This window comes from Ancylobacter sp. Lp-2, assembly GCF_020523795.1.
Classification (GTDB): domain Bacteria; phylum Pseudomonadota; class Alphaproteobacteria; order Rhizobiales; family Xanthobacteraceae; genus Ancylobacter.
Genome location: NZ_JAJALI010000001.1, coordinates 556,577 through 576,074 on the forward strand (window position 1 = coordinate 556,577; position 19,498 = coordinate 576,074).

Annotated in this window: 22 protein-coding genes; 9 read left to right on the plus strand and 13 right to left on the minus strand. The window is 69.6% G+C overall.

Translation table 11 applies throughout. From position 1 onward, the window contains the following. Window positions 1-12 precede the first annotated feature (12 nt). Window positions 13-1,347, minus strand: coding sequence for a dihydroorotase (locus LGR54_RS02630; RefSeq protein WP_230360411.1), 1,335 nt, complete (start codon window positions 1,345-1,347; stop codon window positions 13-15). Between the two features lie 126 nt (window positions 1,348-1,473). Next, window positions 1,474-2,526 carry a sensor histidine kinase gene (locus tag LGR54_RS02635; protein ID WP_230360412.1) on the minus strand — a complete coding sequence of 351 codons (1,053 nt, stop codon included), beginning with the start codon at window positions 2,524-2,526 and terminating at the stop codon, window positions 1,474-1,476. A gap of 265 nt (window positions 2,527-2,791) precedes the next feature. On the opposite strand from LGR54_RS02635, the gene LGR54_RS02640 reads away from it, so the two are divergent. The 6 genes from LGR54_RS02640 to LGR54_RS02665 all read left to right on the plus strand — a co-directional run bounded on the left by LGR54_RS02640 (window position 2,792) and on the right by LGR54_RS02665 (window position 6,787). Continuing rightward, window positions 2,792-3,580 carry a Crp/Fnr family transcriptional regulator gene (locus LGR54_RS02640; protein ID WP_230360413.1) on the plus strand — a complete coding sequence of 263 codons (789 nt, stop codon included), beginning with the start codon at window positions 2,792-2,794 and terminating at the stop codon, window positions 3,578-3,580. Window positions 3,581-3,697: 117 nt separating this feature from the next. Then, window positions 3,698-4,543, plus strand: a complete 846-nt coding sequence (locus tag LGR54_RS02645) for a folate-binding protein YgfZ (protein WP_230360414.1) — start codon at window positions 3,698-3,700, stop codon at window positions 4,541-4,543. Then, window positions 4,543-5,178 (plus strand): DNA-3-methyladenine glycosylase I, encoded by a 636-nt coding sequence (locus LGR54_RS02650; protein ID WP_230360415.1) that lies wholly within the window; start codon window positions 4,543-4,545, stop codon window positions 5,176-5,178. The genes LGR54_RS02645 and LGR54_RS02650 overlap by 1 nt, the downstream gene beginning before the upstream one ends. Before the next feature lie 32 nt (window positions 5,179-5,210). Continuing rightward, the gene (locus tag LGR54_RS02655) at window positions 5,211-5,801 is read left to right on the plus strand and encodes a YfbR-like 5'-deoxynucleotidase (RefSeq protein ID WP_230360786.1); all 591 of its coding nucleotides are present in this window, start codon (window positions 5,211-5,213) and stop codon (window positions 5,799-5,801) included. Window position 5,802: 1 nt separating this feature from the next. Beyond that, window positions 5,803-6,306: a tyrosine phosphatase family protein gene (locus LGR54_RS02660; RefSeq protein WP_230360416.1), complete on the plus strand. Its 504-nt coding sequence runs from the start codon at window positions 5,803-5,805 to the stop codon at window positions 6,304-6,306. A 208-nt stretch (window positions 6,307-6,514) separates the two neighbouring features. Further along, window positions 6,515-6,787 carry a hypothetical protein gene (locus LGR54_RS02665; RefSeq protein WP_213366745.1) on the plus strand — a complete coding sequence of 91 codons (273 nt, stop codon included), beginning with the start codon at window positions 6,515-6,517 and terminating at the stop codon, window positions 6,785-6,787. A 6-nt stretch (window positions 6,788-6,793) separates the two neighbouring features. On the opposite strand, the gene LGR54_RS02670 is transcribed toward LGR54_RS02665, so the two are convergent. From LGR54_RS02670 to LGR54_RS02720, 10 genes are all read right to left on the minus strand, one after another. Beyond that, on the minus strand, window positions 6,794-7,303 hold the full coding sequence (locus tag LGR54_RS02670) for a GNAT family N-acetyltransferase (protein ID WP_230360417.1): 510 nt from the start codon (window positions 7,301-7,303) through the stop codon (window positions 6,794-6,796). 168 nt (window positions 7,304-7,471) lie between these two features. Further along, window positions 7,472-7,711, minus strand: a complete 240-nt coding sequence (rpsU, locus tag LGR54_RS02675) for a 30S ribosomal protein S21 (RefSeq protein WP_230360418.1) — start codon at window positions 7,709-7,711, stop codon at window positions 7,472-7,474. 200 nt (window positions 7,712-7,911) lie between these two features. Continuing rightward, on the minus strand, window positions 7,912-8,535 hold the full coding sequence (locus tag LGR54_RS25935; RefSeq protein WP_370638111.1) for a DUF1330 domain-containing protein: 624 nt from the start codon (window positions 8,533-8,535) through the stop codon (window positions 7,912-7,914). A gap of 37 nt (window positions 8,536-8,572) precedes the next feature. Further along, complete coding sequence (pyrF, locus tag LGR54_RS02690) at window positions 8,573-9,295, minus strand: orotidine-5'-phosphate decarboxylase (protein WP_230360419.1); 723 nt, start codon at window positions 9,293-9,295, stop codon at window positions 8,573-8,575. A gap of 68 nt (window positions 9,296-9,363) precedes the next feature. After that, window positions 9,364-9,960, minus strand: coding sequence for an NADPH-dependent FMN reductase (locus tag LGR54_RS02695; RefSeq protein ID WP_230360420.1), 597 nt, complete (start codon window positions 9,958-9,960; stop codon window positions 9,364-9,366). A 114-nt stretch (window positions 9,961-10,074) separates the two neighbouring features. After that, entirely contained in the window at window positions 10,075-10,674 is a 600-nt protein-coding gene (locus LGR54_RS02700) for a class I SAM-dependent methyltransferase (protein ID WP_214007799.1), read from the minus strand. 165 nt (window positions 10,675-10,839) lie between these two features. Continuing rightward, window positions 10,840-11,982, minus strand: a complete 1,143-nt coding sequence (gene dnaJ, locus LGR54_RS02705; protein WP_230360421.1) for a molecular chaperone DnaJ — start codon at window positions 11,980-11,982, stop codon at window positions 10,840-10,842. Window positions 11,983-12,224: 242 nt separating this feature from the next. After that, the gene (gene dnaK / locus LGR54_RS02710; protein WP_230360422.1) at window positions 12,225-14,123 is read right to left on the minus strand and encodes a molecular chaperone DnaK; all 1,899 of its coding nucleotides are present in this window, start codon (window positions 14,121-14,123) and stop codon (window positions 12,225-12,227) included. Between the two features lie 291 nt (window positions 14,124-14,414). Next, window positions 14,415-15,344 (minus strand): sugar phosphate isomerase/epimerase, encoded by a 930-nt coding sequence (locus LGR54_RS02715; RefSeq protein WP_230360423.1) that lies wholly within the window; start codon window positions 15,342-15,344, stop codon window positions 14,415-14,417. Between the two features lie 146 nt (window positions 15,345-15,490). Beyond that, window positions 15,491-15,874 carry a VOC family protein gene (locus LGR54_RS02720; RefSeq protein WP_230360424.1) on the minus strand — a complete coding sequence of 128 codons (384 nt, stop codon included), beginning with the start codon at window positions 15,872-15,874 and terminating at the stop codon, window positions 15,491-15,493. Window positions 15,875-16,092: 218 nt separating this feature from the next. Here LGR54_RS02720 and LGR54_RS02725 point away from each other — a divergent pair, with 218 nt between their 5' ends. From LGR54_RS02725 to LGR54_RS02735, 3 genes are read left to right on the plus strand one after another with little or no spacing between them, the layout of a single operon-like run. Next, window positions 16,093-16,782 carry a glutathione S-transferase family protein gene (locus LGR54_RS02725; RefSeq protein WP_230360425.1) on the plus strand — a complete coding sequence of 230 codons (690 nt, stop codon included), beginning with the start codon at window positions 16,093-16,095 and terminating at the stop codon, window positions 16,780-16,782. Continuing rightward, window positions 16,758-17,960, plus strand: coding sequence for a tRNA epoxyqueuosine(34) reductase QueG (gene queG / locus LGR54_RS02730; protein WP_370638134.1), 1,203 nt, complete (start codon window positions 16,758-16,760; stop codon window positions 17,958-17,960). The genes LGR54_RS02725 and queG overlap by 25 nt, the downstream gene beginning before the upstream one ends. Then, entirely contained in the window at window positions 17,957-18,817 is an 861-nt protein-coding gene (locus tag LGR54_RS02735; RefSeq protein WP_230360426.1) for an NAD-dependent epimerase/dehydratase family protein, read from the plus strand. The genes queG and LGR54_RS02735 overlap by 4 nt, the downstream gene beginning before the upstream one ends. A gap of 3 nt (window positions 18,818-18,820) precedes the next feature. On the opposite strand, the gene LGR54_RS02740 is transcribed toward LGR54_RS02735, so the two are convergent. After that, window positions 18,821-19,459: a TetR/AcrR family transcriptional regulator gene (locus LGR54_RS02740; protein ID WP_230360427.1), complete on the minus strand. Its 639-nt coding sequence runs from the start codon at window positions 19,457-19,459 to the stop codon at window positions 18,821-18,823. Between the last annotated feature and the right edge of the window lie 39 nt (window positions 19,460-19,498).

Here is a 19,498-nt window from a genome sequence, read left to right on the forward strand (position 1 = left end):
GCTGGCGCCGCCTCACAGCGGCTTCAGCGCGTCCATGAAGCGCACCGGCGCGCCGGAGGACGGCGTGGTCAACTCGCCTTCCCACATCACCTTGGAGCCGCGCAGGAAGGTGCCGACCGGCCAGCCGGTGACCTCGACGCCGTCATAGGGCGTCCAGCCCGGCCGGGAGGCGATCCAGCCATTGGTGATTGTCTCGCGCCGCTTCAGGTCGACCACGGTGAAGTCGGCATCGTAGCCGACCGCGATCCGCCCCTTAGTGGCGATGTTGAACAGCCGCGCCGGCCCGGCGCTCGACAGGTCGACGAAGCGCTCCAGCGTCAGCCGGCCGGCATTCACATGGTCGAGCATCATCGGCACCAGCGTCTGCACGCCGGTCATGCCGGAGGGGCTGTCGGGATAGGGCTTGGCCTTCTCCTCCAGCGTGTGCGGCGCGTGGTCGGAGCCGAGCACGTCGACCACACCGGCGGCCAGCGCCGCCCACAGCGCCTCCCGGTGGCGGGCGTCGCGGACCGGCGGGTTCATCTGCACCAGCGAGCCGAGGCGCTGATACCAGCTCGAATCCATGGTGAGGTGGTGCGGCGTCACCTCGACGCTGGCGACGTCCTTGTTGGCGGCGAGGAACAGCATTTCCTCGGCCGAGGTGACGTGCAGCACATGCACGCGCTTGCCGACCTCGCGGGCGAGGTTGACGAGGCGGGTGGTGGCGGTGAGCGCGGCGATCTCGTCGCGCCACACCGGGTGCGAGGAGGCGTCGCCGGGCACGCGCAATCCCTTGCGCTCGGCGAGGCGCGGCTCGTCCTCGCAGTGGAAGGAGGCGCGGCGGCGGATCACCTTCAGGATCTCGCGCACGCCGGGGTCGTCGGCGACCAGCAGCGAGCCGGTCGAGGAGCCGATGAACACCTTGATGCCGGCGGCGCCGGGCAGCATTTCGAGCTCCGGCAGGTCCTTCACATTGTCATGCGTGCCGCCGACGAAGAAGGCGAAGTCGCAATGCATGCGCCCGGTGGCGCGGGCGATCTTGTCCTCCAGCGCGCTGGCCGAGGTGGTGAGCGGATTGGTGTTCGGCATCTCGAACACCGCCGTCACACCGCCCATCACCGCTGCGCGGGAGCCGGTCTCCAGGTCTTCCTTGTGCTCCATGCCGGGCTCGCGGAAATGCACCTGGGTGTCGATGATGCCCGGCAGCACGTGCAGGCCGGCGCAGTCGACGGTCTCGCCGGCCTGGGCGGTGTCGAAGGAGCCGATGCCGGCGATGCGCCCGCCGGTCACGCCGACGTCCCGCACCGCGACGCCGTCCTGATTCACCACCGTGCCGCCCTTGAGGAGAAGGTCGAAGGTCTGGGTCATGGTGGGGTCCCCGCTGGTGGAAGCCGATGCGTGAAAGCGCTGCGCGCTCTTAGCCCAGTTCCGGCTGCAAGGCCACGGCGGAAGGCCGGTCTGCGGCGTGGCCTTGGCCGGGCGAAGGCAGGGCGCTCAGGCGAGAGCGATCTCGACCCGCACCACTGTCCCGCTACCCTCGGGGGCCGCGGCATATAGGGCCTCGCCGCCGAGCTGGCTGGCGAGGCCCTGGATGATCCGCCAGCCAAGGCCCCTGCTCTGGCTGAGATCGGTGCCCTCCGGCAGGCCGCGGCCGTCATCGGCGATGGCGATCTCGTAGCGCCGCTCGTCGCGTGGCGTCACTGTGAGCCGCAGCGTGCCAGCCGTGCCGGGGGCATAGGCGTGCTTGAGCGAATTGGTGACGATCTCCGCCACCAGCATGGACAGCGTGGTGAGTTGCGCCACGTTCAGCGGCAGGTCCGGCGAGACGACCTCGCAGGCAATGCCCTCGATGCCGGCGGCGGCGGCGATCTCGCCGCACAGCTCGCGCAGATACTGGCCGGTCGGCATGTCGAGCCGCTCAGGCGCGTAGAGATGGCGGTGGATGCGGGCGATGGTGTCGAGCCGCGTGCGCGCCTCGTCGAGCGCGCCGAGCGCCTGCGCCGGGTCGCCGGCGGCCCGCCGCCTGTGCAGGTTCAGCAGCGCCGCCACGAACTGCATGTTGTTGGCGACGCGGTGCTGCAGCTCCTGGAACATGATGCGCTGGCTCTCATAGAGCCGGGCGGTGGTGATCTGCTCCTCGCGCAATTGCTCGGCCGCGCCGAAGGTGAAGTGGATCAGCGCGATGTCGATGGAGGCGATGACGACGAAGAAGGCCAGCGCCAGCAGCGCCTGGCCGTCGGCGATGTTCATCCCGCTTGCCGGGCCGATGAAGAACGCCCATGCGGCGACGGTGGACAGCGCCGCGCAGGTCAGCCCCGGCCTCAGCCCGCAGAAGAAGGTGGTGAGGATGACCGCCGGGAAGAAGGTGAGGAAGGGGAAGCCCGGCGGCAGCACCTCGTCGACGGCGTAGCGCAGCGCCACCGCCGCCGCCAGCATGGCGAGGCCGACCGCGTCGCCCAGCCAGGGGTGACGGCGCAGCGGCCGCGCCGCCGTCACCAGCCTCCAGAACGGCGAGAGCCGTGCGGGCCGGACCGAGGGCTCACTCATGCGGATGGCGCGCCGCTTTCCCGGCGTGGCCGTTTGAGCGATTGCGGCGATCATCGCGCCGTCCCGTCGTCCGTTGAACGGCCATCCGCCCGCCTTCTTCCCGCCTGACGCACGAGGCCTCAGGGCGAACATGCCCCTGCATGCCTAGCTCGCTACCTCCCTTGTAGGGCCTGCGCGCGCCGCGTTCTGCGCACTGGTGAACATTTCTTCCCCTACCGCGTTGCCAGTCTACCCAATGCGAACGGAGGGCGGCGGAGTGGCGAGCGTGGCCAATGTCGGGATCGGTGGTGCGGCGACCGGCAACAATTTGCTGGCGGCGGTGCGCGACGTGGATTTCGCGCTGCTGCGTAGTCATCTGATGCGGCTGGAGCGGCCCGCCGGCACGGTATTGTACGAGCCGGGCGACGATGTGCGCACGGTCTATTTCCCCTGCGGGCCGACCCTCATCTCCTTCATGGTGATGCTGGAGGACGGCCGCCCCGCCGAGGTCGGCATGGTCGGGCGCGAGGGCGCGGTTGGCGGCATCGTCAGCCAGGGCCGGCTACCGGCCTATTGCCGGGCGCAGGTGCAGATCGGCGGGCCGCTGCTGCGGCTCGACAGCGCCGATCTCGAGCGTGCCAAGGACCAGTCGGGGATGCTGCGCCACCTGTTCGCCCGTTATGCCGATTGCCTGCTGGCGCAGATCTTCCAGTCGGTGGCGTGCAACGCCGCCCATTCCATCGAGCAACGCACCGCCAAATGGCTGATCGGTGCCATGGAGCGGTCCGGCGACGCGAATGTCCGCCTCACCCAGGAGCAGCTCGCCGCCATGCTGGCGGTCGGGCGGTCCTATGTCGGCCGGGTGCTGCATGTGCTGCGCGCGGCGGGCGCCGTCGATACGCGGCGCGGCCGGTTGGTGGTGAAGGACGCGGTTCGCCTGCGGCAGGCGAGCTGCGACTGCTCCGAGGCGGTGCGCCGCCATTTCGACGAGGTGCTCAGCGGCGTCTATCCCAGCGTCGACTTCGCCGGCCACGGCGCCGATATCGGCGCCCCCGCCGCGCCGCGCCGGACATAAGGGGCAGCCCCTCTCGCTCTTGCCCGCGCCGCCCGCTCGCCTTACCTGTGCGAAACGGCCGGTCCGCCGGTCGAGTCGGTGTCGATGCCGGCGCCCATCGTGCCGGGAGGCGGCTGTATGCCCATCGCTCTTCTCGAACAGCGTGCTCTCGCCCGGGTCGGCGGCGCCGATGCGGTGCATTTCCTCGACAATCTGCTTACCGCCCGCACGCCGGCGCCGGGTGCGGCGCGCTATGCCGCGCTGCTTACCCCGCAGGGCAAGATCATCGCCGACATGTTCGTGCTCGGCGGCGAGGACGGCTTCCACCTCGACCTGCCGGCCGACCGGCTCGCCGAGCTGCTGAAGCGCCTCACGCTCTACCGCCTGCGCGCCAAGGTGGAGATCGCGGCGCTGGAGGGCTGGCGCGTCGGCATCGCTTGGGGCGGCAGCGAGCCGCCCGCCGGCGCACTCGCCTTCGCCGATCCGCGCCTGCCGGCGCTCGGCACTCGCTTCCTGCTGGCGCCCGGCGCCGCTATCGCGCCGGATGCCGACGAGGCCGCCTGGCAGGCGCACCGCGTGGCGCTCGGCGTGCCGGAGGGCGGGCGCGACTTCGCCTATGCCGACGCGTTCCCGCATGAGGCGGACATGGACCAGCTGGGCGGCATCGACTTCGACAAGGGCTGCTATGTCGGCCAGGAGATCGTCAGCCGCATGCAGCACCGCGGCACCGCGCGCACCCGCATCGTGCCGTTCGCGGTATGCGGTACCCCGCCGGCTCCCGGCACGCCGATCCTCGCCGGCGGCAAGACGCTCGGCACGGTCGGCTCCGGCGTCGAGGGGCGGCTTCTGGCGACGGTGCGCCTCGACCGCCTCGCCGAGGCGCGCGAATCCGGGTTGGCCGTCGAGGCGGATGGCGCGACGCTGGTGCCCGAACGGCTCAACTGGGCCAGCTTCGTCATTCCGGGCACCGGGAGCGCCGCCTGATGCAGGCCCAAATGCATGTCCACGCCGACGGTCGCCACCGCTGCAAATGGTGCGGCACCGATCCGCTCTACGTCACCTATCACGACACCGAATGGGGCGTGCCGGAGCTGGACGACCGCGCGCTGTTCGAAAAGCTGATCCTCGACGGCTTCCAGGCCGGGCTCGCCTGGATCACCATCCTGCGCAAGCGCGACGGCTTCCGCCACGCCTTCGACGGCTTCCGGCCGGAGATCGTCGCCGGCTACGGGCCGGACAAGATCGAGGCGCTGATGCAGGATGTCGGCATCGTGCGCAACCGCGCCAAGATCGAGGCGACCATCCGCTCCGCCCGCGTCTGGCTCGACATCATGGAGAAGGGGCCGGGGTTCTCGGCGCTGCTGTGGGGCATCAACGGCCCGACGCTGGACAATCGCCGCGAGGTGGGCGACGCGCCCATCGTCACCTCGCCGGTGGCGTTGGCGATGTCGAAGGAGCTGAAGGGCCGCGGCTTCAACTTCGTCGGCCCGACCATCGTCTATGCCTTCATGCAGGCGGTCGGCATGGTCGACGACCATGACGTCACCTGCCATCGCCACGGCGCGCGGGAATTCGGGCCTGGAAAGTTAGAGGCCGCCAAGTCCGAGGTTAGCCGTTGAGCGCCGCCCGTGCCGCCCGCGCGTGGCAGCGCATGCTGTCCGGCCGGCGGCTGGACCTGCTCGATCCCTCACCGCTGGACGTCGAGATCGAGGACATCGCCCATGGCCTCGCTCGCGTCGCCCGCTGGAACGGCCAGACCAGCGGCGAGCACATCTTCTCCGTCGCGCAGCATTCGGTGCTGGTGGAACTGATCGCCCGCCGGCAGGCGGAGGCCGCCGGCGTCGATCTCGACCGCCGCTGGCGCCTCGCCACCCTGCTGCACGACGCGCCGGAATATGTGGTCGGTGATATGATCAGCCCGTTCAAGGCGGTGATCGGCGGCGACTATAAGAGTGTCGAGGCGCGCCTGCTGACGGCGATCAGCCTGCGCTTCGGTCTGCCGGCGCAATGGCCGGCGGCGCTGGTCGGCAAGGTGAAGGCGGCCGACCGCGCCAGCGCCTTCCTGGAGGCCACCCGCCTGGCCGGCTTCGAGGTCGGCGAAGCCAAGCGCTTCTTCGGCGCGCCGTTTCCGCTCGATGCCGCCACCGAGCGCGAACATCTCACCCCGTGGAGCGCCGGCGAGGCCAAGGCGCGCTTCCTCGCCCGCTTCACCGAACTCGTCGACCCGGCGCCCGGAGCCTGAAATGATCCACGTCTGCCCGCTCTCGCGCCTCGAGGAGACGGTGACCCGCACCGGCGCCTCGCATGTGCTGACTGTCATCAATGTCGGCACGCCGGTGCTGCGCCCGGCCGCCATCCGCGCCGAGGACCATCTCTTCGTCGGCTTCAACGATATCGTGGCGCCGCAGGACGGGCTGATCCACCCGGCCGGGGAGCATGTGGCGGAGATCCTCGCTTTCGCCCGTCGCTGGCCGCGCCAGGCACCGCTGGTGGTGCACTGCTTCGCCGGCATCAGCCGGTCCACCGCCTCGGCCTTCATCGCCGCCTGCGCGCTTTCACCGGACCGCGACGAGCGGGAGATCGCGGGCGCCCTGCGCACCGCCTCGCCTAGCGCCACCCCCAACGCGCTGCTGGTGTCGCTCGCCGACGCCGCGCTCGGCCGGCAGGGGCGCATGAGCGCGGCCATCGCCGCCATCGGCCGCGGCAGCGAGGCGATGCAGGGCGAGCCGTTCGAGCTCGCCTACTGATCCCGCTACGTGCTAGGTCGGGCTGGCTTGACCTCCGGGGACCATGCTCTGGCCGTATTCTGCGGCTATTGCGCAACAGTCGCGACCGAAATGACACAGCGCGACGGTTTCCCGATGGCCGTTAACCCTTGTTCAAAACATGAGGGGACCATCGGGATCGTCGTGCTATGGTGAGTCGGTCGCGCTTGATGCGCGCGGAGGTGCCAGCTTGTCCGAGATTACCGATCCGACCGCCATCGATCCCGCTGCCGAGCGGGCGCAGGAAGACGAGCGCCATGCCGCGCTTGCCTATCTCGACGAGGCGTGGAACGAGGCGGTCTATGACGGCCTCGACGAGGACTGTCTCGCGCAGGCGGCGCTGTTCACCGCGATCCGTTCGATGGTCGCCACCTATGGCGAGGACGCCGCCGCCGATTTCGCGGCGCGCCTTGCCGAGCGCATCCGCGCCGGCGAATACACCGTGCCGATGAACCGCCAGTGAGGCGCGTCAGCCGGGCGGGTCTGCCCGGCTGAGAATATCCAGCCCATCGACGTCGGTCTCGCAGGTCTCCCAGCCGCGCCGGCGATAGAAACCCGCCTTCTCCGGCCGCGCGGCGAGATAGATCCGCGCATGGCCGAGGCGGAAGGCGAGACGGCTCGCCGCCTCCGTCAGCGCCGCGCCGATGCCGGCCCGCCGATACGCCGGCTCCACCCACAACGCCGCCACCCAGGGCGCCAGCGCCGGCCGCTCCTCCATGTCGCTTGCGATCAGCGAGGCGGTGCCGAGGAATACGGTGCCGCGCAGCGCGACCAGCGTGGTCGGTATCGGTCCCGGACCCAGGCTTTCCTGCAGCCGCGTGCGCACCGCATCTTCCGGCACGCCGGCCTCCAGCCACCAGGCCCGCCAGATACGGTCGGCCACCACCGGGGTGAAAGCGGGAGCGTGGCGCAAATCGTCGATCGCCACCCCATCGGGCGTTGTCGGCGCGCCGGCCGGGAAGGGTGTGTCGGCCTTCATGCTCGGCTCTTCCGCTCCAGTCCGTCAGGCAGGCCGGGGCCCCAAGACGGCGGCAATCGGTGGCAATCGACCGGCCGGCGATCATTGGATCGATAAACGCGAAAAGCGCGGCGACCATGTCGCCGCGCTCATCGAATTCATCAAACGAAAGCCCCGTAGGCGGTTCGCTCAGCGGCCGCCGGCGACGACCTTCGGCTTGGACGGCAGCAGGCCTTCGCGCTGGGCGCGCTTGCGGGCCAGCTTGCGAGCGCGGCGGATGGCCTCGGCCTCCTCGCGAGCGCGCTTCTCGGAAGGCTTCTCGTAGTGACCGCGCAGCTTCATCTCGCGGAAAATGCCTTCGCGCTGCATCTTCTTCTTGAGGGCCTTCAGGGCCTGATCGACATTGTTGTCCCGAACAAGAACCTGCACGTGTCTTCCTCTTCGTGCCTTCGCTATCGCGATACGTTGAATCTCGGAGATCGGGGGAACGGCGTCCCGAAAACCACTCGGGACGGCACTCGGCCAATCAAGGTGTGCGCACATAGCAGAACCGTTTCTGCTTGTCCACAGCCCGCGCCGGAGCGCTCCGGCGAATCCTGCCGGTAGGGCCAATTTCGCGTGAAAACCGCCTATTCCGTGCCGTGGACGATGATCACCTCGGCCTCGGCCGCCGCCTTGCGGAACACCAGCGCCGCCTGGTAGGCGGCCGAGTGATAGGCCGCGCGGGCGGTTTCGTAATCCTTGAAGGCGAGCACCACATTGCGCGAGCGGGCCGAGCCGTGCACCGCCGCATGCCGGCCGCCGCGCACCAGGAACCAGCCCTTGGAGGCTTCGACGGCGGTGGCGTCGGCGGCGATATAGGGCTTGTAGCCCTCGGGGTCGTGCACGTCGATGCGCATCACCCAATAGGCGGTGCCGGGTCCGCTGGCGGGTCCGTCGATCCCGCCCGCCGCCGGCTGGTTGCCCTCATACTGCTCGACGACCAGATGCTCGCCGTCGGAAGAGGCGAGGCGGTGCTGGTAGGCGGCCTGGTATTCCGGAGACTGGAAGCAGGCGAGCGCGGTGTCGTAGTCCTTGAACTCCACCACGACATTGCGCGAGCGCGCCACGCCCTCGGGGGCCTCGAACGCGCCGCCGCGCACCAGGAAGCGGCCGCCGAAAGCGGCGATCGCGGCGTCCGCACCGGCGACATAGGGCTTGTAGGCCTCGGTGTCGCGCACGTCGATGCGGCTGATCCAGTAACCCTTGGTCATGGTGATGAACCTTTCCCTGTTCGGAAGACCCGGTCGCTCAGGCGAGCGCGGCGGCGATCTCGGCCTGCACCGCGCGGGCGGCGGCGGCGGGGTCCGGCGCGCCGACGATCGGCCGGCCGACCACGAGATGGTCGGCGCCGGCGCGAATGGCGTCGCCCGGCGTGGCGATGCGCTTCTGGTCGCCGGCGGCAGCGCCGGTCGGGCGCACACCGGGGGTGACGATGGCGCGCTTCGGTCCCAGCACCTCGCGCACCATCGCGGCGTCGGTCGGGGCGCAGACGATGCCGTCTATACCGGTCTCGCGCGCCTGCTCGACCCGGCGGCGCACCGTGGCGTCGACGCCGGCGGCGTAGCCGGCCTCAGAGAGGTCGGCCTCGTCATAGGAGGTCAGCACGGTCACGGCGAGAATGCGCAGCGGGCTGGCGCCCTTGCCTTCCATCGCCGCGCGCATGGTCTGGGGGTAGGCGTGCACGGTGAGGAAGCTGGCGCCCATATGGGCGACGCTCGCCACGCCCTTCGCCACCGTGTTGCCAATGTCGTGCAGCTTGAAGTCGATGAAGACCTTCTTGCCCTCGCCGATCAGCTCGCGGGCGAAGCCGAGGCCGCCGGCGAAGCCGAGCTCATAGCCGATCTTGTAGAAGCTCACCGTGTCGCCGAGCCGGGAGACCACGTCTTCCGCCGCCCGGAGCGAGGGCAGGTCGAGGGCGACGATCAGCCGATCGCGCGGATCGGGAACGGCAAGGCGCGCGGCGGGGCTCATCGGCAGTCTCCGGTCGGCGGGCTCTCGGAGGATCCGGCCGCATCTCGGCGCGGTGGCCCGCAAGGACGCTAGGCGCGCAGGCCCGCGCGCAGCGCCGACTGGTCGATAAGCGTGCGCAGCGTTCCGCGCAAGCGTTCCAGCTGCCGTTCGTCCTTGAAATCGCCGGCGTCGGTGAACGCCTGGTGCGCGGCGGGCACCATCGCCTGCTCGGCGAGCACTAGCGCGCTGAGGCCGAGCGCCAGCACCTGGCGCAGCATCATCGCCGCGCGATAGCCGCCGAGCGCCCCCGGCGAGGTCGAGCCGATGGCGAAGACCGGTCCCTTGAACGGGTCGTGGCCGCCGCCACCCGGCGCGCCCTTGGCGCGGCTGGCCCAGTCGATGGCGTTTTTCAGGAGCGGCGGCACGGCGGCGTTGTATTCCGGCGTGGCGATGAACACGCCATCGGCCAGCGCCAGCTGGCTGCGCAGCTGCTCGGCCGCTTGCGGCACGCCCTCCTCGGCCTCGAGGTCGGCATCGTAGATCGGCAGCGGATAGTCCTCGAGCGAGATCAGCACCGGCTCGGCGCCGAGCAAGGCGAGCTCCTTGGCGGCGATCGCCGCAAGCGTCGCGGAATAGGAACCGGTGCGGATTGAGCCGGAGAAGGTGAGGATCTTGGTCGGGCGCATGAGAATCTCCGCACGGAAGGAAACGCTGCGAACCGGAACCATTGGGAACCGGAACGCCGGATGCCGGCACGGCGGAGCGGCACCGCCGGCCGCGCCGCCCGTCGAGGGCCGGTGTCAGGCGGTGCGGGAACGATACACCCAGACGCGCGCCGGCGGCAGGTTAGCCCAGACGCGCGGGCTGCGATGGGCGTCGAAGCGCTCGGCCTGCAGCGGCACCGGCGAGACCACGGCATAGGTGAACTGGATGAACGGCGCCTGCGGCCGCGACAGCTCGAAGGACTGGTCGAGCAGGCTGTAGCGCTCCGCCACCGGGCGGGTGAACAGCGGCAGCGAGGACACTACCGCCGCCGCCGGCTTGTCCAGCATGCCGTCCAGCGTCTTGCTGATGCCATAGGCGTCGCCGCGGATCACGTTCACGCCGGGAAAGCGCGCCTGCAGCAGCTTGCAGAATTCCGGGTTGTATTCGATCAGCACCAGCCGCTCGGGTGCGACGCCGCGGGCGAGCAGCGCCGCCGTCACCGGGCCGGTGCCGGGGCCTAGCTCGATGATGGGGCCGTCCGAATCGGGGTCGACATAGCCGGCCATGGTGCGCGCCAGCGCCCGGCCGGAGGGCGACACCGCTCCGGTGCGCAGCGGATCCTGAAGCCAGGACTGGAGAAAACGGACTTCGTCGGGACGTGACTTCGGGCTGTCGGAGCAGGAGCGATGCAGCATGCCACTTGGATTCCAGAGCGCCGAAACGACCGGCCGTGAATGAAGGGAACGAAAGGCAATCCGCGAAGACTATGCGCGCTATCGGGCAATGTTAAGTCACGGCGATGACGCAGCCGTTACACCCCAATGACGTTCCGGTTGCTACCGATACGTCAGTCGCAGGCATCATTCCGCATCCCCGGCGAAGAAATCCTTCACCTTGGCGAAAAAGCCGTGCGCCTCGGGGTGATTTTCCTTGGAGGATTCCGTCTCGAACTCGGCGAGCAGCTCGCGCTGGCGGCGGGTGAGGTTCTGCGGCGTTTCCACCACCACCTGCACATACATGTCGCCGCGATTGCGGGTGCGCAGCACCGGCATGCCCTTGCCGGCGAGCCGGAAGCGCTTGTTGGACTGGGTGCCCTCGGGGATCTTCACCTTGGAGGTGTCGCCGTCGATGGTCGGCACCTCGAAGGAGCCGCCCAGCGCCGCCGTCACCATGGAGATCGGCGCACGGCAGAACAGGTCGGCGCCGTCGCGCTGGAAGAAGTCGTGCGGGCCGATGGAGAGGAAGATGTAGAGGTCGCCCGCCGGGCCGCCGCGCGCGCCGGCTTCGCCCTCGCCGCCGAGGCGGATGCGGGTGCCGTCCTCGACGCCGGCGGGGATGCCGACCTGCAGCGTGCGCTCCTTGGTGACGCGTCCGGCGCCGGCGCAGGCCGGGCAGGGGTCCTCGATCACCTGGCCGCGACCCTGGCAGCTCGGGCAGGTGCGCTCCAGCGTGAAGAAACCCTGCGCCTGGCGCACGCGGCCGGCGCCGCCGCAGGTGCGGCAGGAGGTCGGCTGGGTGCCGGGCTTGGCGCCGGTGCCGGTGCAGGCCTCGCAGGTGATGGAGGTCGGCAGGTGGATGGTGGCATCCTTGCCGCCGAACGCTTCCTCCAGCGTGATTTCCATGTTGTAGCGCAGGTCGGCGCCGCGCTCGCGGCCGGTGCCTCGCGCTCCGCCGCCGCCGCCGCGCCGGCCGCCGCCCATGCCGAACAGGTCGTCGAAAATGTCGGAGAAGGTGGAGGCGAAGTCGTTGCCGAAGCCCGGCCCGCCACCGCCGCCATTCTCGAAGGCGGCATGGCCGAAGCGGTCATAGGCGGCGCGCTTCTGCGGGTCCTTCAGCACGTCATAGGCTTCGCTGATCTGCTTGAAGCGGTCCTCCGCCCCGGTATCGCCGGGGTTCTTGTCGGGGTGCCACTTCATGGCGAGCTTGCGATAGCTCGACTTCAGCTCCCCGTCCGAGCAGGTGCGGGTCACTTCGAGCAGTTCGTAATAGTCGATCTTGGCCATTGGTCGCCGTGCCACCGAATTGTTTCGTCCACCGGCCAGCCGCTCCGCGCGGATCCCCGGTCAAATCCCAGGGAAGGCGCGCGGCTGGCGGGACATTCGGGCCCGTTACATGCAGGAAACTTGCCGCCGGCCGCCCGGTCCGCCGGAAAACCGGACGGAAGCTGGACGGCGGTCTGCCCGCATCGTCATTACAAAGCCGCCCCGGAAGCGGACTCCCGGGGCGGGGATTGCGAAAAAGCCGATCAGGCCGACTTCTTCTTGTCGTCGTCGACCTCGGTGAACTCGGCGTCCACCACGTCGTCCTTCGGCGCGCCGGCCTCGGCCTCGCCGCCGCCCTGCTGCGCGGCGTACATCGCCTCGCCCAGCTTGAGGGAGGCCTGGGCGAGAGCGTTGGTCTTGGCGGCGATCGCCTCGGCGTCGTCACCCTCCAGCGCGGTGCGCAGCTCGGCGAGGCCGGCCTCGATCGCACCCTTCTCTACCTCGCCGACCTTGTCGCCATGCTCGGCGAGGGCCTTCTCGGTCGAGTGGATCAGCGCTTCGCCGTGGTTCTTGGCTTCCACCACCGCACGGCGCTTCTTGTCCTCGGCGGCGTGGCTCTCGGCGTCCTTCACCATCTTGTCGATGTCGGCGTCCGACAGGCCGCCCGAGGCCTGGATGCGGATCTGCTGCTCCTTGCCGGTGCCCTTGTCCTTGGCCGACACGTTCACCAGGCCGTTGGCGTCGATGTCGAAGGCGACCTCGATCTGCGGCACGCCGCGAGGCGAGGGAGGAATGCCGACGAGGTCGAACTGGCCGAGGATCTTGTTGTCCGCCGCCATTTCGCGCTCGCCCTGGAACACGCGGATGGTCACCGCGGTCTGGCCATCTTCCGCCGTGGAGAACACCTGGCTCTTCTTGGTCGGGATGGTGGTGTTGCGGTCGATCAGGCGGGTGAACACGCCGCCCAGCGTCTCGATGCCGAGCGAGAGCGGGGTGACGTCGAGCAGCAGCACGTCCTTTACGTCGCCCTGCAGCACGCCGGCCTGGATGGCGGCGCCGATGGCGACCACTTCATCCGGGTTGACGCCCTTGTGGGGCTCCTTGCCGAAGAACTGCTTCACGATCTCCTGCACCTTCGGCATGCGGGTCATGCCGCCGACCAGCACCACTTCGTCGATCTGCCCGGCGGACAGGCCGGCGTCCTTGAGCGCCTTGCGGCAGGGCTCGACGGTGCGCTGGATCAGGTCGTCCACCAGCGCCTCGAACTTGGCGCGGGTGAGCTTCATGGTCAGGTGCTTCGGCCCGGAGGCGTCGGCGGTGATGAAGGGCAGGTTGATCTCGGTCTGCTGCGCGCTCGACAGCTCGATCTTCGCCTTCTCGGCGGCTTCCTTCAGCCGCTGGAGGGCCAGCTTGTCGTTGCGCAGGTCGATGCCCTGCTCCTTCTTGAACTCGTCGGCGAGATAGTTGACGAGCCGCATGTCGAAGTCTTCGCCGCCGAGGAAGGTGTCGCCATTGGTCGACTTCACCTCGAACACGCCGTCGCCGATCTCGAGGATCGACACGTCGAAGGTGCCGCCGCCGAGGTCGTACACGGCGATGGTGCCGGCCGACTTCTTGTCGAGGCCGTAGGCGAGCGCAGCCGCCGTCGGCTCGTTGATGATGCGCAGCACTTCGAGGCCGGCGATGCGGCCGGCGTCCTTGGTGGCCTGGCGCTGGGCGTCGTTGAAATAGGCCGGGACGGTGATGACCGCCTTGTCGACCTTGGCGCCGAGATAGGCCTCCGCGGTCTCCTTCATCTTCTGCAGCGTAAAGGCGGAGATCTGCGAGGGCGAATACTTCTTGCCATCCGACTCGAGCCAGGCGTCGCCATTGTCACCCTTCACGATGGAATAGGGGACCAGCTTCTTGTCCTTCTCGATGATCGGATCGTCGTAGCGGCGGCCGATCAGGCGCTTTACCGCGAAGAAGGTGCGCTCGGGATTGGTGACCGCCTGGCGCTTGGCCGGCTGGCCGACGAGGCGCTCGCCGTCCTCGGTGAAGGCGACGATGGAGGGCGTCGTGCGGGCGCCCTCGGCGTTCTCGATCACCTTGGGCGAGGTGCCTTCCATGACGGCGACGCAGCTATTGGTCGTACCGAGGTCGATGCCGATGACTTTAGACATGTACATTCTCCTTCTGGCAGGCCGGCCGGACCTCATTGAGCACCCGGAGAGGATGGCATCGGCGCGTTGCGCTGCACCGTCCCCCGGACCGGCCCCCGATAGATTGGGTACGGCGCTTTGCATCGCGCCGTTCGCCGCCGATATAGGGGCGGCGTTACGCACCTGCAAGAAGCCTTCTGGGCAAGAAACCGTCCGGGCAGGAAACCGTCCGGGTTGAATCGGAACGGCGGCGGATGTCCGCCCGGCTTCTCCGCGCCGGGGGCGCGCCGCGGGCAAGCCTTGCCGGCAGCCTCAGGCCGCAACCGCGGTGTCGAGGCCGCGGAACCGCGCCGCCAGCGTCCGGAGCGCCGGCACCTGCGGACCGATTTCCCGCCAGTGGCGCGGATTGAGCTCGAGGATCGCCGTCACGCCGGGGTTCAGCGTCACCGTCTCCACCACCGCCTGCCAGTCGATGCCGCCCCAGCCGATCGGCAGGTGCAGGTCGCCATCGCCGAAAGCGGCTGCCTCGGCGGAGGACCGGGTCCACAATTCGCTCGGCCGGCCAAAGCTGTCGTGCAGGTGCAGATGCGCGACATACGGCACCAGCTCGGCGATTTCCGCCAGCGGGTCGAGGCGTGTCTCAGCGCAGCGGATGAACGCGTGGCTGACGTCGAGCGTCGCCTTCACCGCCGCGTGGTCGATGGCGGCGAGCTGGCCGGCGAGCTTCAGCGGGCTGGCGGTCTCGCGGGCGCCGCCGGTGCGGAAGACATTCTCCACGCACAGGGTGATGCCTGCGGCGGCCGCCTTGTCGCCGGCACGGGCGAGTGCATCGCGCTGGCGGGCATAGGCGAGCTCGATGTCGTCGCCGTGCTCGCGCACGATGCCGCTATGGATGACGAGCGTGTCGCTGCCGATGGCGCCGGTGATCTCGATCGAGGCCTCCAGCACCGCCTCGTGGCGGGCCAGCCGCTCGGGCACGTCCATCAGGTTGATGGCCAGCGGCCCGTGCACGGTGTAGCCGAGCTTGCGGCCGGACAGCGCACGGGTGAGATCGGCCAGCCGGTCGGTGAGCACGCGGCCGCCGACGATGAGGTGCCAGCCATGCACCGGCAGCTCCACCACATCGACGCCCAGCGCCTCCGCTTCGTCGAGAGAAAGGCCGAGGTCGTCGAACTCGGGACTGCCTTCACGCAGGGAATAGCCACAGGCACGTATGGGGGAAGCCGGGAGGGGCATCTGCATCGTTCGGATTTTCCTTCACTTCGCAGGAGAATGGGCATCGCTGCGCCGCTCGCACGACGCAACTGCGCCCGCAACATGACACGCGAATGTCGGAATCGCCTAATGCCCCAGGGGCATCCGGAGGGTCATCAGGGCCTTGTGCCGCCTCACATTTTCGGCGAAATCCAGCCCATCACCGCGCCCTCGGCGTCCTTCACCACGGCGATGCGGCCAACGCCCGGCACGTCGAAGGGGCCCTTAAGGACCTCGCCGCCGGCCGCCTTGGCCTCCTTGGTGCTGGCGTCGACATCGTCGACCGCGGCATAGGTCATCCAGTGCGGCGGTATGCGGTCGAATTCCGGGCCACTCATCGGAAACACGCCGCCAATGTCGGCGCCTCCCTTCCGGATGATCCAGTAGGTGTCGTCGCCCATCGGCATCGGCGCGAAGTCCCATCCCATCAGCCGCCCGTAGAAACCCTTGGCGGCTTCGACATCATGGCTGTTGAGTTCGTTCCAGACGACGGTACCGTGTTGTGGGGTGTGGGGCATGGGTGTCCTCCCTTGTTTGTTCTCGGCGCGGGCGAGCCCGGCCGGCCGCGTTAACGGCTCGGATACGATACGTTGAAAAAAGCGCGCCGGGTGGTATCGGCAAGCTCGATCCCTGCTGCCATCTTGATGCCGTCATCGCTTGCGATGTCGCCGGAACCCCTCTAGACCGATCAGCGGACGGCGCTCTTCTCAGGCGGCCGCGCGGCGCTCCCCGGACAATGCAGCTCTATCATCATCCCTTCTGCCAGTTCTCGCGTTTGATCCGTCTCGCCCTCGGCGAGATGGGAATGGGTCCCGAACTCATCGAGGAGCGGGTGTGGGAACGGCGACCGGGCTTTCTCACGCTCGATCCTGCCGGCCAGACGCCGGTGCTGGTGGAGGCGGACGGGCTGGTGGTGCCCGGCGGCACCGTCATCGCCGAATATCTCGACGAGACCTACGGCCATGCGATGGGCGATCGTCGCTTGCTGCCCGGCGGCCGCGAGGAACGCATCGAGGTGCGCCGGCTGATGGCGTGGTTCAATGAGAAGTTCTACTTCGAGGTGTCCGAGCCGCTGGTGCGCGAGAAGGTCTACAAGCGCTTCATGCCGCGCGAGGCGGGCGGCGGTCCGCCGGACATGCCGGCCATCCGTGCCGCGCGCGCCAATATCCGCTATCATCTCCACTATATTGGCTGGCTTCTGAAGACGCGGAACTGGCTTGGTGGTGATCGGCTCTCCTATGCCGACCTTGCCGCTGCCGCGCATATTTCCTGCGTCGATTATCTGGGCGACGTGCCGTGGCACGAGGACGAGACGGCGAAGATCTGGTACGCGCGCATCAAGTCGCGCCCGGCCTTCCGGCCGCTGCTCGCCCTGACCATGGCGGGCATGCCGCCGGCCGCCTGCTACGCGGATCTGGATTTCTGAGCCCCGGCGCGGCCCGATCCCCACAGCCTGCCCGCTCCGCGCAGGAGGCGAGGGCCCTTCTCATCGATCTCGGGCGCGAGGAAGGCTTCGACGCCATCGGCATCTGCGCCGCTGACGCCATTCCGCAGGCGGCGCCGCGCCTCGCGCAATGGCTCGCCTCCGGCGCCCAGGGCGACATGGAGTGGCTGGAGGAGACGGCGGAACGCCGCTCCTCCCCTCGCGCCCTGTGGCCGGAGGTGCGCTCCGTCATCATGCTCGGCCTGAATTACGGCCCGGACGAGGACCCCCGCGCCGCCCTGGCCGACCGTCTGCGCGGTGCCATCTCGGTCTATGCCCGCGGCGACGATTATCACGAGCTGGTCAAGGGCAAGCTGAAGCGGATCTGCTCGCGCTTCGTGCCACGCGTCGGCGGTCCGGACCAGGTTGAAGTGAAGGTGTTCGTCGACACCGCGCCGCTGATGGAGAAGCCGCTCGCCGCGAGCGCGGGGCTCGGCTGGCAGGGCAAGCACACCAATCTGGTCTCGCGCGAAAAGGGTTCCTGGCTGCTGCTCGGCGCCATCGCCACCACGCTGGAGCTGCCGCCGGACGCGCCGGAGCGCGACCATTGCGGCTCGTGCCGCTCTTGCCTCGACGCCTGCCCGACCGGCGCCTTTCCCGCCCCCTACCAGCTCGATGCCCGCCGCTGCGTCTCCTATCTCACCATCGAGCATCGCGGCCCGATACCGCGCGAGCTGCGCCCGCTGATCGGCAACCGCATCTATGGCTGCGACGACTGCCTCGCCGCCTGCCCGTGGAACAAGTTCGCCAGCCTCGGCCGCGAGGCGCGGCTCGCCGCCCGCGACGAGAACCGCAATCCGGAGCTCGCCGAGCTCGCCCGGCTGGATGACGGCGCGTTTCGTGCCCGCTTCGCCAAGAGCCCGATCAAGCGGACCGGGCGGGTGCGCTTCCTGCGCAACGTGCTCACCGCGATCGGCAATTCCGGCGAGGTCGGTCTCGCCGGCGAGGCCGAGCGCCTCATCACCGATCCGGCGCCGCTGATCCGGGGTGCGGCGGTGTGGGCGCTCGCGCGCCTGCTGCCGCCGGCCGACTTCGCCCGGCTGGCCGCCCGCCACGCGCCGGCCGAGGCCGATGCCGCGGTGCGGGCCGAATGGGACCCCTTGCTGGAGAGTGCCGCGTGACGACGCTGATCTGCCTCGGCTATGGCTTCTGTGCCCGTGGGTATGCCGCGCGGTTCGGCGCGCGGTTCGCGCGGCGCCTCGGCACCTCGCGCCAGGGCGAGCGCGAGGAGGGCGGCGTGCGGTTGCTGGCACCGGAGTCGCCGGGCTTTGCCGAGGCGGTGGCCGGCGCGGCGGCCATCCTCGTCAGCGCGGCTCCGGGCGAGGTGGGCGACCCCTTCCTGCCCGTGCTCGCCGACGCGTTGGGGAGCGGCACCGGCCCGATCGTCTATCTCTCCACCATCGGCGTCTATGGCGACAGCGCCGGCGCCTGGATCGACGAGAGCGCGCCGCTCGCCGCCGGCAAGCCCCGCGCCGCCCGGCGGATCGCCGCGGAGGCTGCCTGGCAAGCGCTGGGCGTCCGCGCCGGCCGGCCGGTGGCGGTGCTGCGGCTCGGCGGCATCTACGGTCCAGGCCGCAACGCGCTGATCGACGTTGCCGATGGCAGCGCCCGCTGCATCGAGCGGGACGGCCAGGTGTTCAACCGCATCCATGTCGACGACATCGCCGCCGCCGTCGACGCCGCCTTCCGCCTCGGCTTTGAAGGCGCGGTGAACGTGGTCGACGACGAGCCCTCCCCGGCCTGCGCGCCGGTGCGCCATGCCGCCCGCCTGCTCGGCCGGCCGGGTCCGGTCGCTGAACCTTTCGAAGAGGCTTCCGCCACCATGTCGGCGATGGCGCTGTCCTTCTGGGCCGACAACCGCCGGGTGCGCAACGAGCGGCTCAAGCGAGAGCTGGGCGTCGATCTGGCCTTTCCGAGCTACCGCGAGGGGCTCGACGCGCTGTTCGCCGCCGGCGAGGGAGCCGCGAGCGCCGATTGAGGCTCAGGGCCGGGGCGCGAAGGCGCGCAGGAAGGCGTCGACGGTGAAGCGGATCGCCCGGGCGACCGCTTCGGGCGCCGGCCGCCTCAGGTCGCCGAACAGCACCGGGGTGACGGTCTGAGCATAGCAGCTGCAGATGAACTGCCGCGCCGCCAGTTCCGGCTCCTCGACGGCGAGCTCGCCATCGGCGGATTTGCCGGCCAGCCAGCGGCTCAGCAGCGCCACGGTGGTCTCGATGCCCGCCTCGTGATAGGCGGCGCCGACGGCCGGGAATTTCTCGGCGGCGCTGATCACCACCCGCAGCGTGGCGATGTAGTCGGGTTCCGCCATCGCCGCGATGTAGCGCCGGGCGACGGCGGTGAGTTCGGCGCCCACATCGCCCTGCGGGTCGAGCTGGAAGCAGCGCTCGGCGATATCCGAGCATTTCTCGCGCAGCAGGGCGCGGAACAGCTCCTCCTTCGAGACGAAGTAGGTGTAGAGCGTGCCCTTGGACACGCCGGCCGCCCGCGCGATCTCGCCCATGCTGGCGCCGTCGAAGCCGCTCGCCAGGAAGACGCCGGCGGCGCCGTCGAGGATCTGCCGGCGCTTGCCGCCCGCGGCGGGAAAGGTCCAGTCGTTCGGGATGGTGAGGGCGGTGGCCATTGGGGATCATCGCTGCGCGGGGATTCGCCCCGAAATCTA

What these genes read in the sequence shown, in the direction of transcription:
- LGR54_RS02630 (WP_230360411.1), bottom strand. Translation starts at nt 1,347, where the DNA reads ATGACCCAGACCTTCGACCTTCTCCTCAAGGGCGGCACGGTGGTGAAT.
- LGR54_RS02635 (WP_230360412.1), bottom strand. Translation starts at nt 2,526, where the DNA reads ATGAGTGAGCCCTCGGTCCGGCCCGCACGGCTCTCGCCGTTCTGGAGG.
- LGR54_RS02645 (WP_230360414.1), top strand. Translation starts at nt 3,698, where the DNA reads ATGCCCATCGCTCTTCTCGAACAGCGTGCTCTCGCCCGGGTCGGCGGC.
- LGR54_RS02650 (WP_230360415.1), top strand. Translation starts at nt 4,543, where the DNA reads ATGCAGGCCCAAATGCATGTCCACGCCGACGGTCGCCACCGCTGCAAA.
- LGR54_RS02655 (WP_230360786.1), top strand. Translation starts at nt 5,211, where the DNA reads ATGCTGTCCGGCCGGCGGCTGGACCTGCTCGATCCCTCACCGCTGGAC.
- LGR54_RS02660 (WP_230360416.1), top strand. Translation starts at nt 5,803, where the DNA reads ATGATCCACGTCTGCCCGCTCTCGCGCCTCGAGGAGACGGTGACCCGC.
- LGR54_RS02670 (WP_230360417.1), bottom strand. Translation starts at nt 7,303, where the DNA reads ATGAAGGCCGACACACCCTTCCCGGCCGGCGCGCCGACAACGCCCGAT.
- LGR54_RS25935 (WP_370638111.1), bottom strand. Translation starts at nt 8,535, where the DNA reads ATGACCAAGGGTTACTGGATCAGCCGCATCGACGTGCGCGACACCGAG.
- pyrF (WP_230360419.1), bottom strand. Translation starts at nt 9,295, where the DNA reads ATGAGCCCCGCCGCGCGCCTTGCCGTTCCCGATCCGCGCGATCGGCTG.
- LGR54_RS02695 (WP_230360420.1), bottom strand. Translation starts at nt 9,960, where the DNA reads ATGCGCCCGACCAAGATCCTCACCTTCTCCGGCTCAATCCGCACCGGT.
- LGR54_RS02700 (WP_214007799.1), bottom strand. Translation starts at nt 10,674, where the DNA reads ATGCTGCATCGCTCCTGCTCCGACAGCCCGAAGTCACGTCCCGACGAA.
- dnaJ (WP_230360421.1), bottom strand. Translation starts at nt 11,982, where the DNA reads ATGGCCAAGATCGACTATTACGAACTGCTCGAAGTGACCCGCACCTGC.
- dnaK (WP_230360422.1), bottom strand. Translation starts at nt 14,123, where the DNA reads ATGTCTAAAGTCATCGGCATCGACCTCGGTACGACCAATAGCTGCGTC.
- LGR54_RS02715 (WP_230360423.1), bottom strand. Translation starts at nt 15,344, where the DNA reads ATGCAGATGCCCCTCCCGGCTTCCCCCATACGTGCCTGTGGCTATTCC.
- LGR54_RS02720 (WP_230360424.1), bottom strand. Translation starts at nt 15,874, where the DNA reads ATGCCCCACACCCCACAACACGGTACCGTCGTCTGGAACGAACTCAAC.
- LGR54_RS02725 (WP_230360425.1), top strand. Translation starts at nt 16,093, where the DNA reads ATGCAGCTCTATCATCATCCCTTCTGCCAGTTCTCGCGTTTGATCCGT.
- LGR54_RS02740 (WP_230360427.1), bottom strand. Translation starts at nt 19,459, where the DNA reads ATGGCCACCGCCCTCACCATCCCGAACGACTGGACCTTTCCCGCCGCG.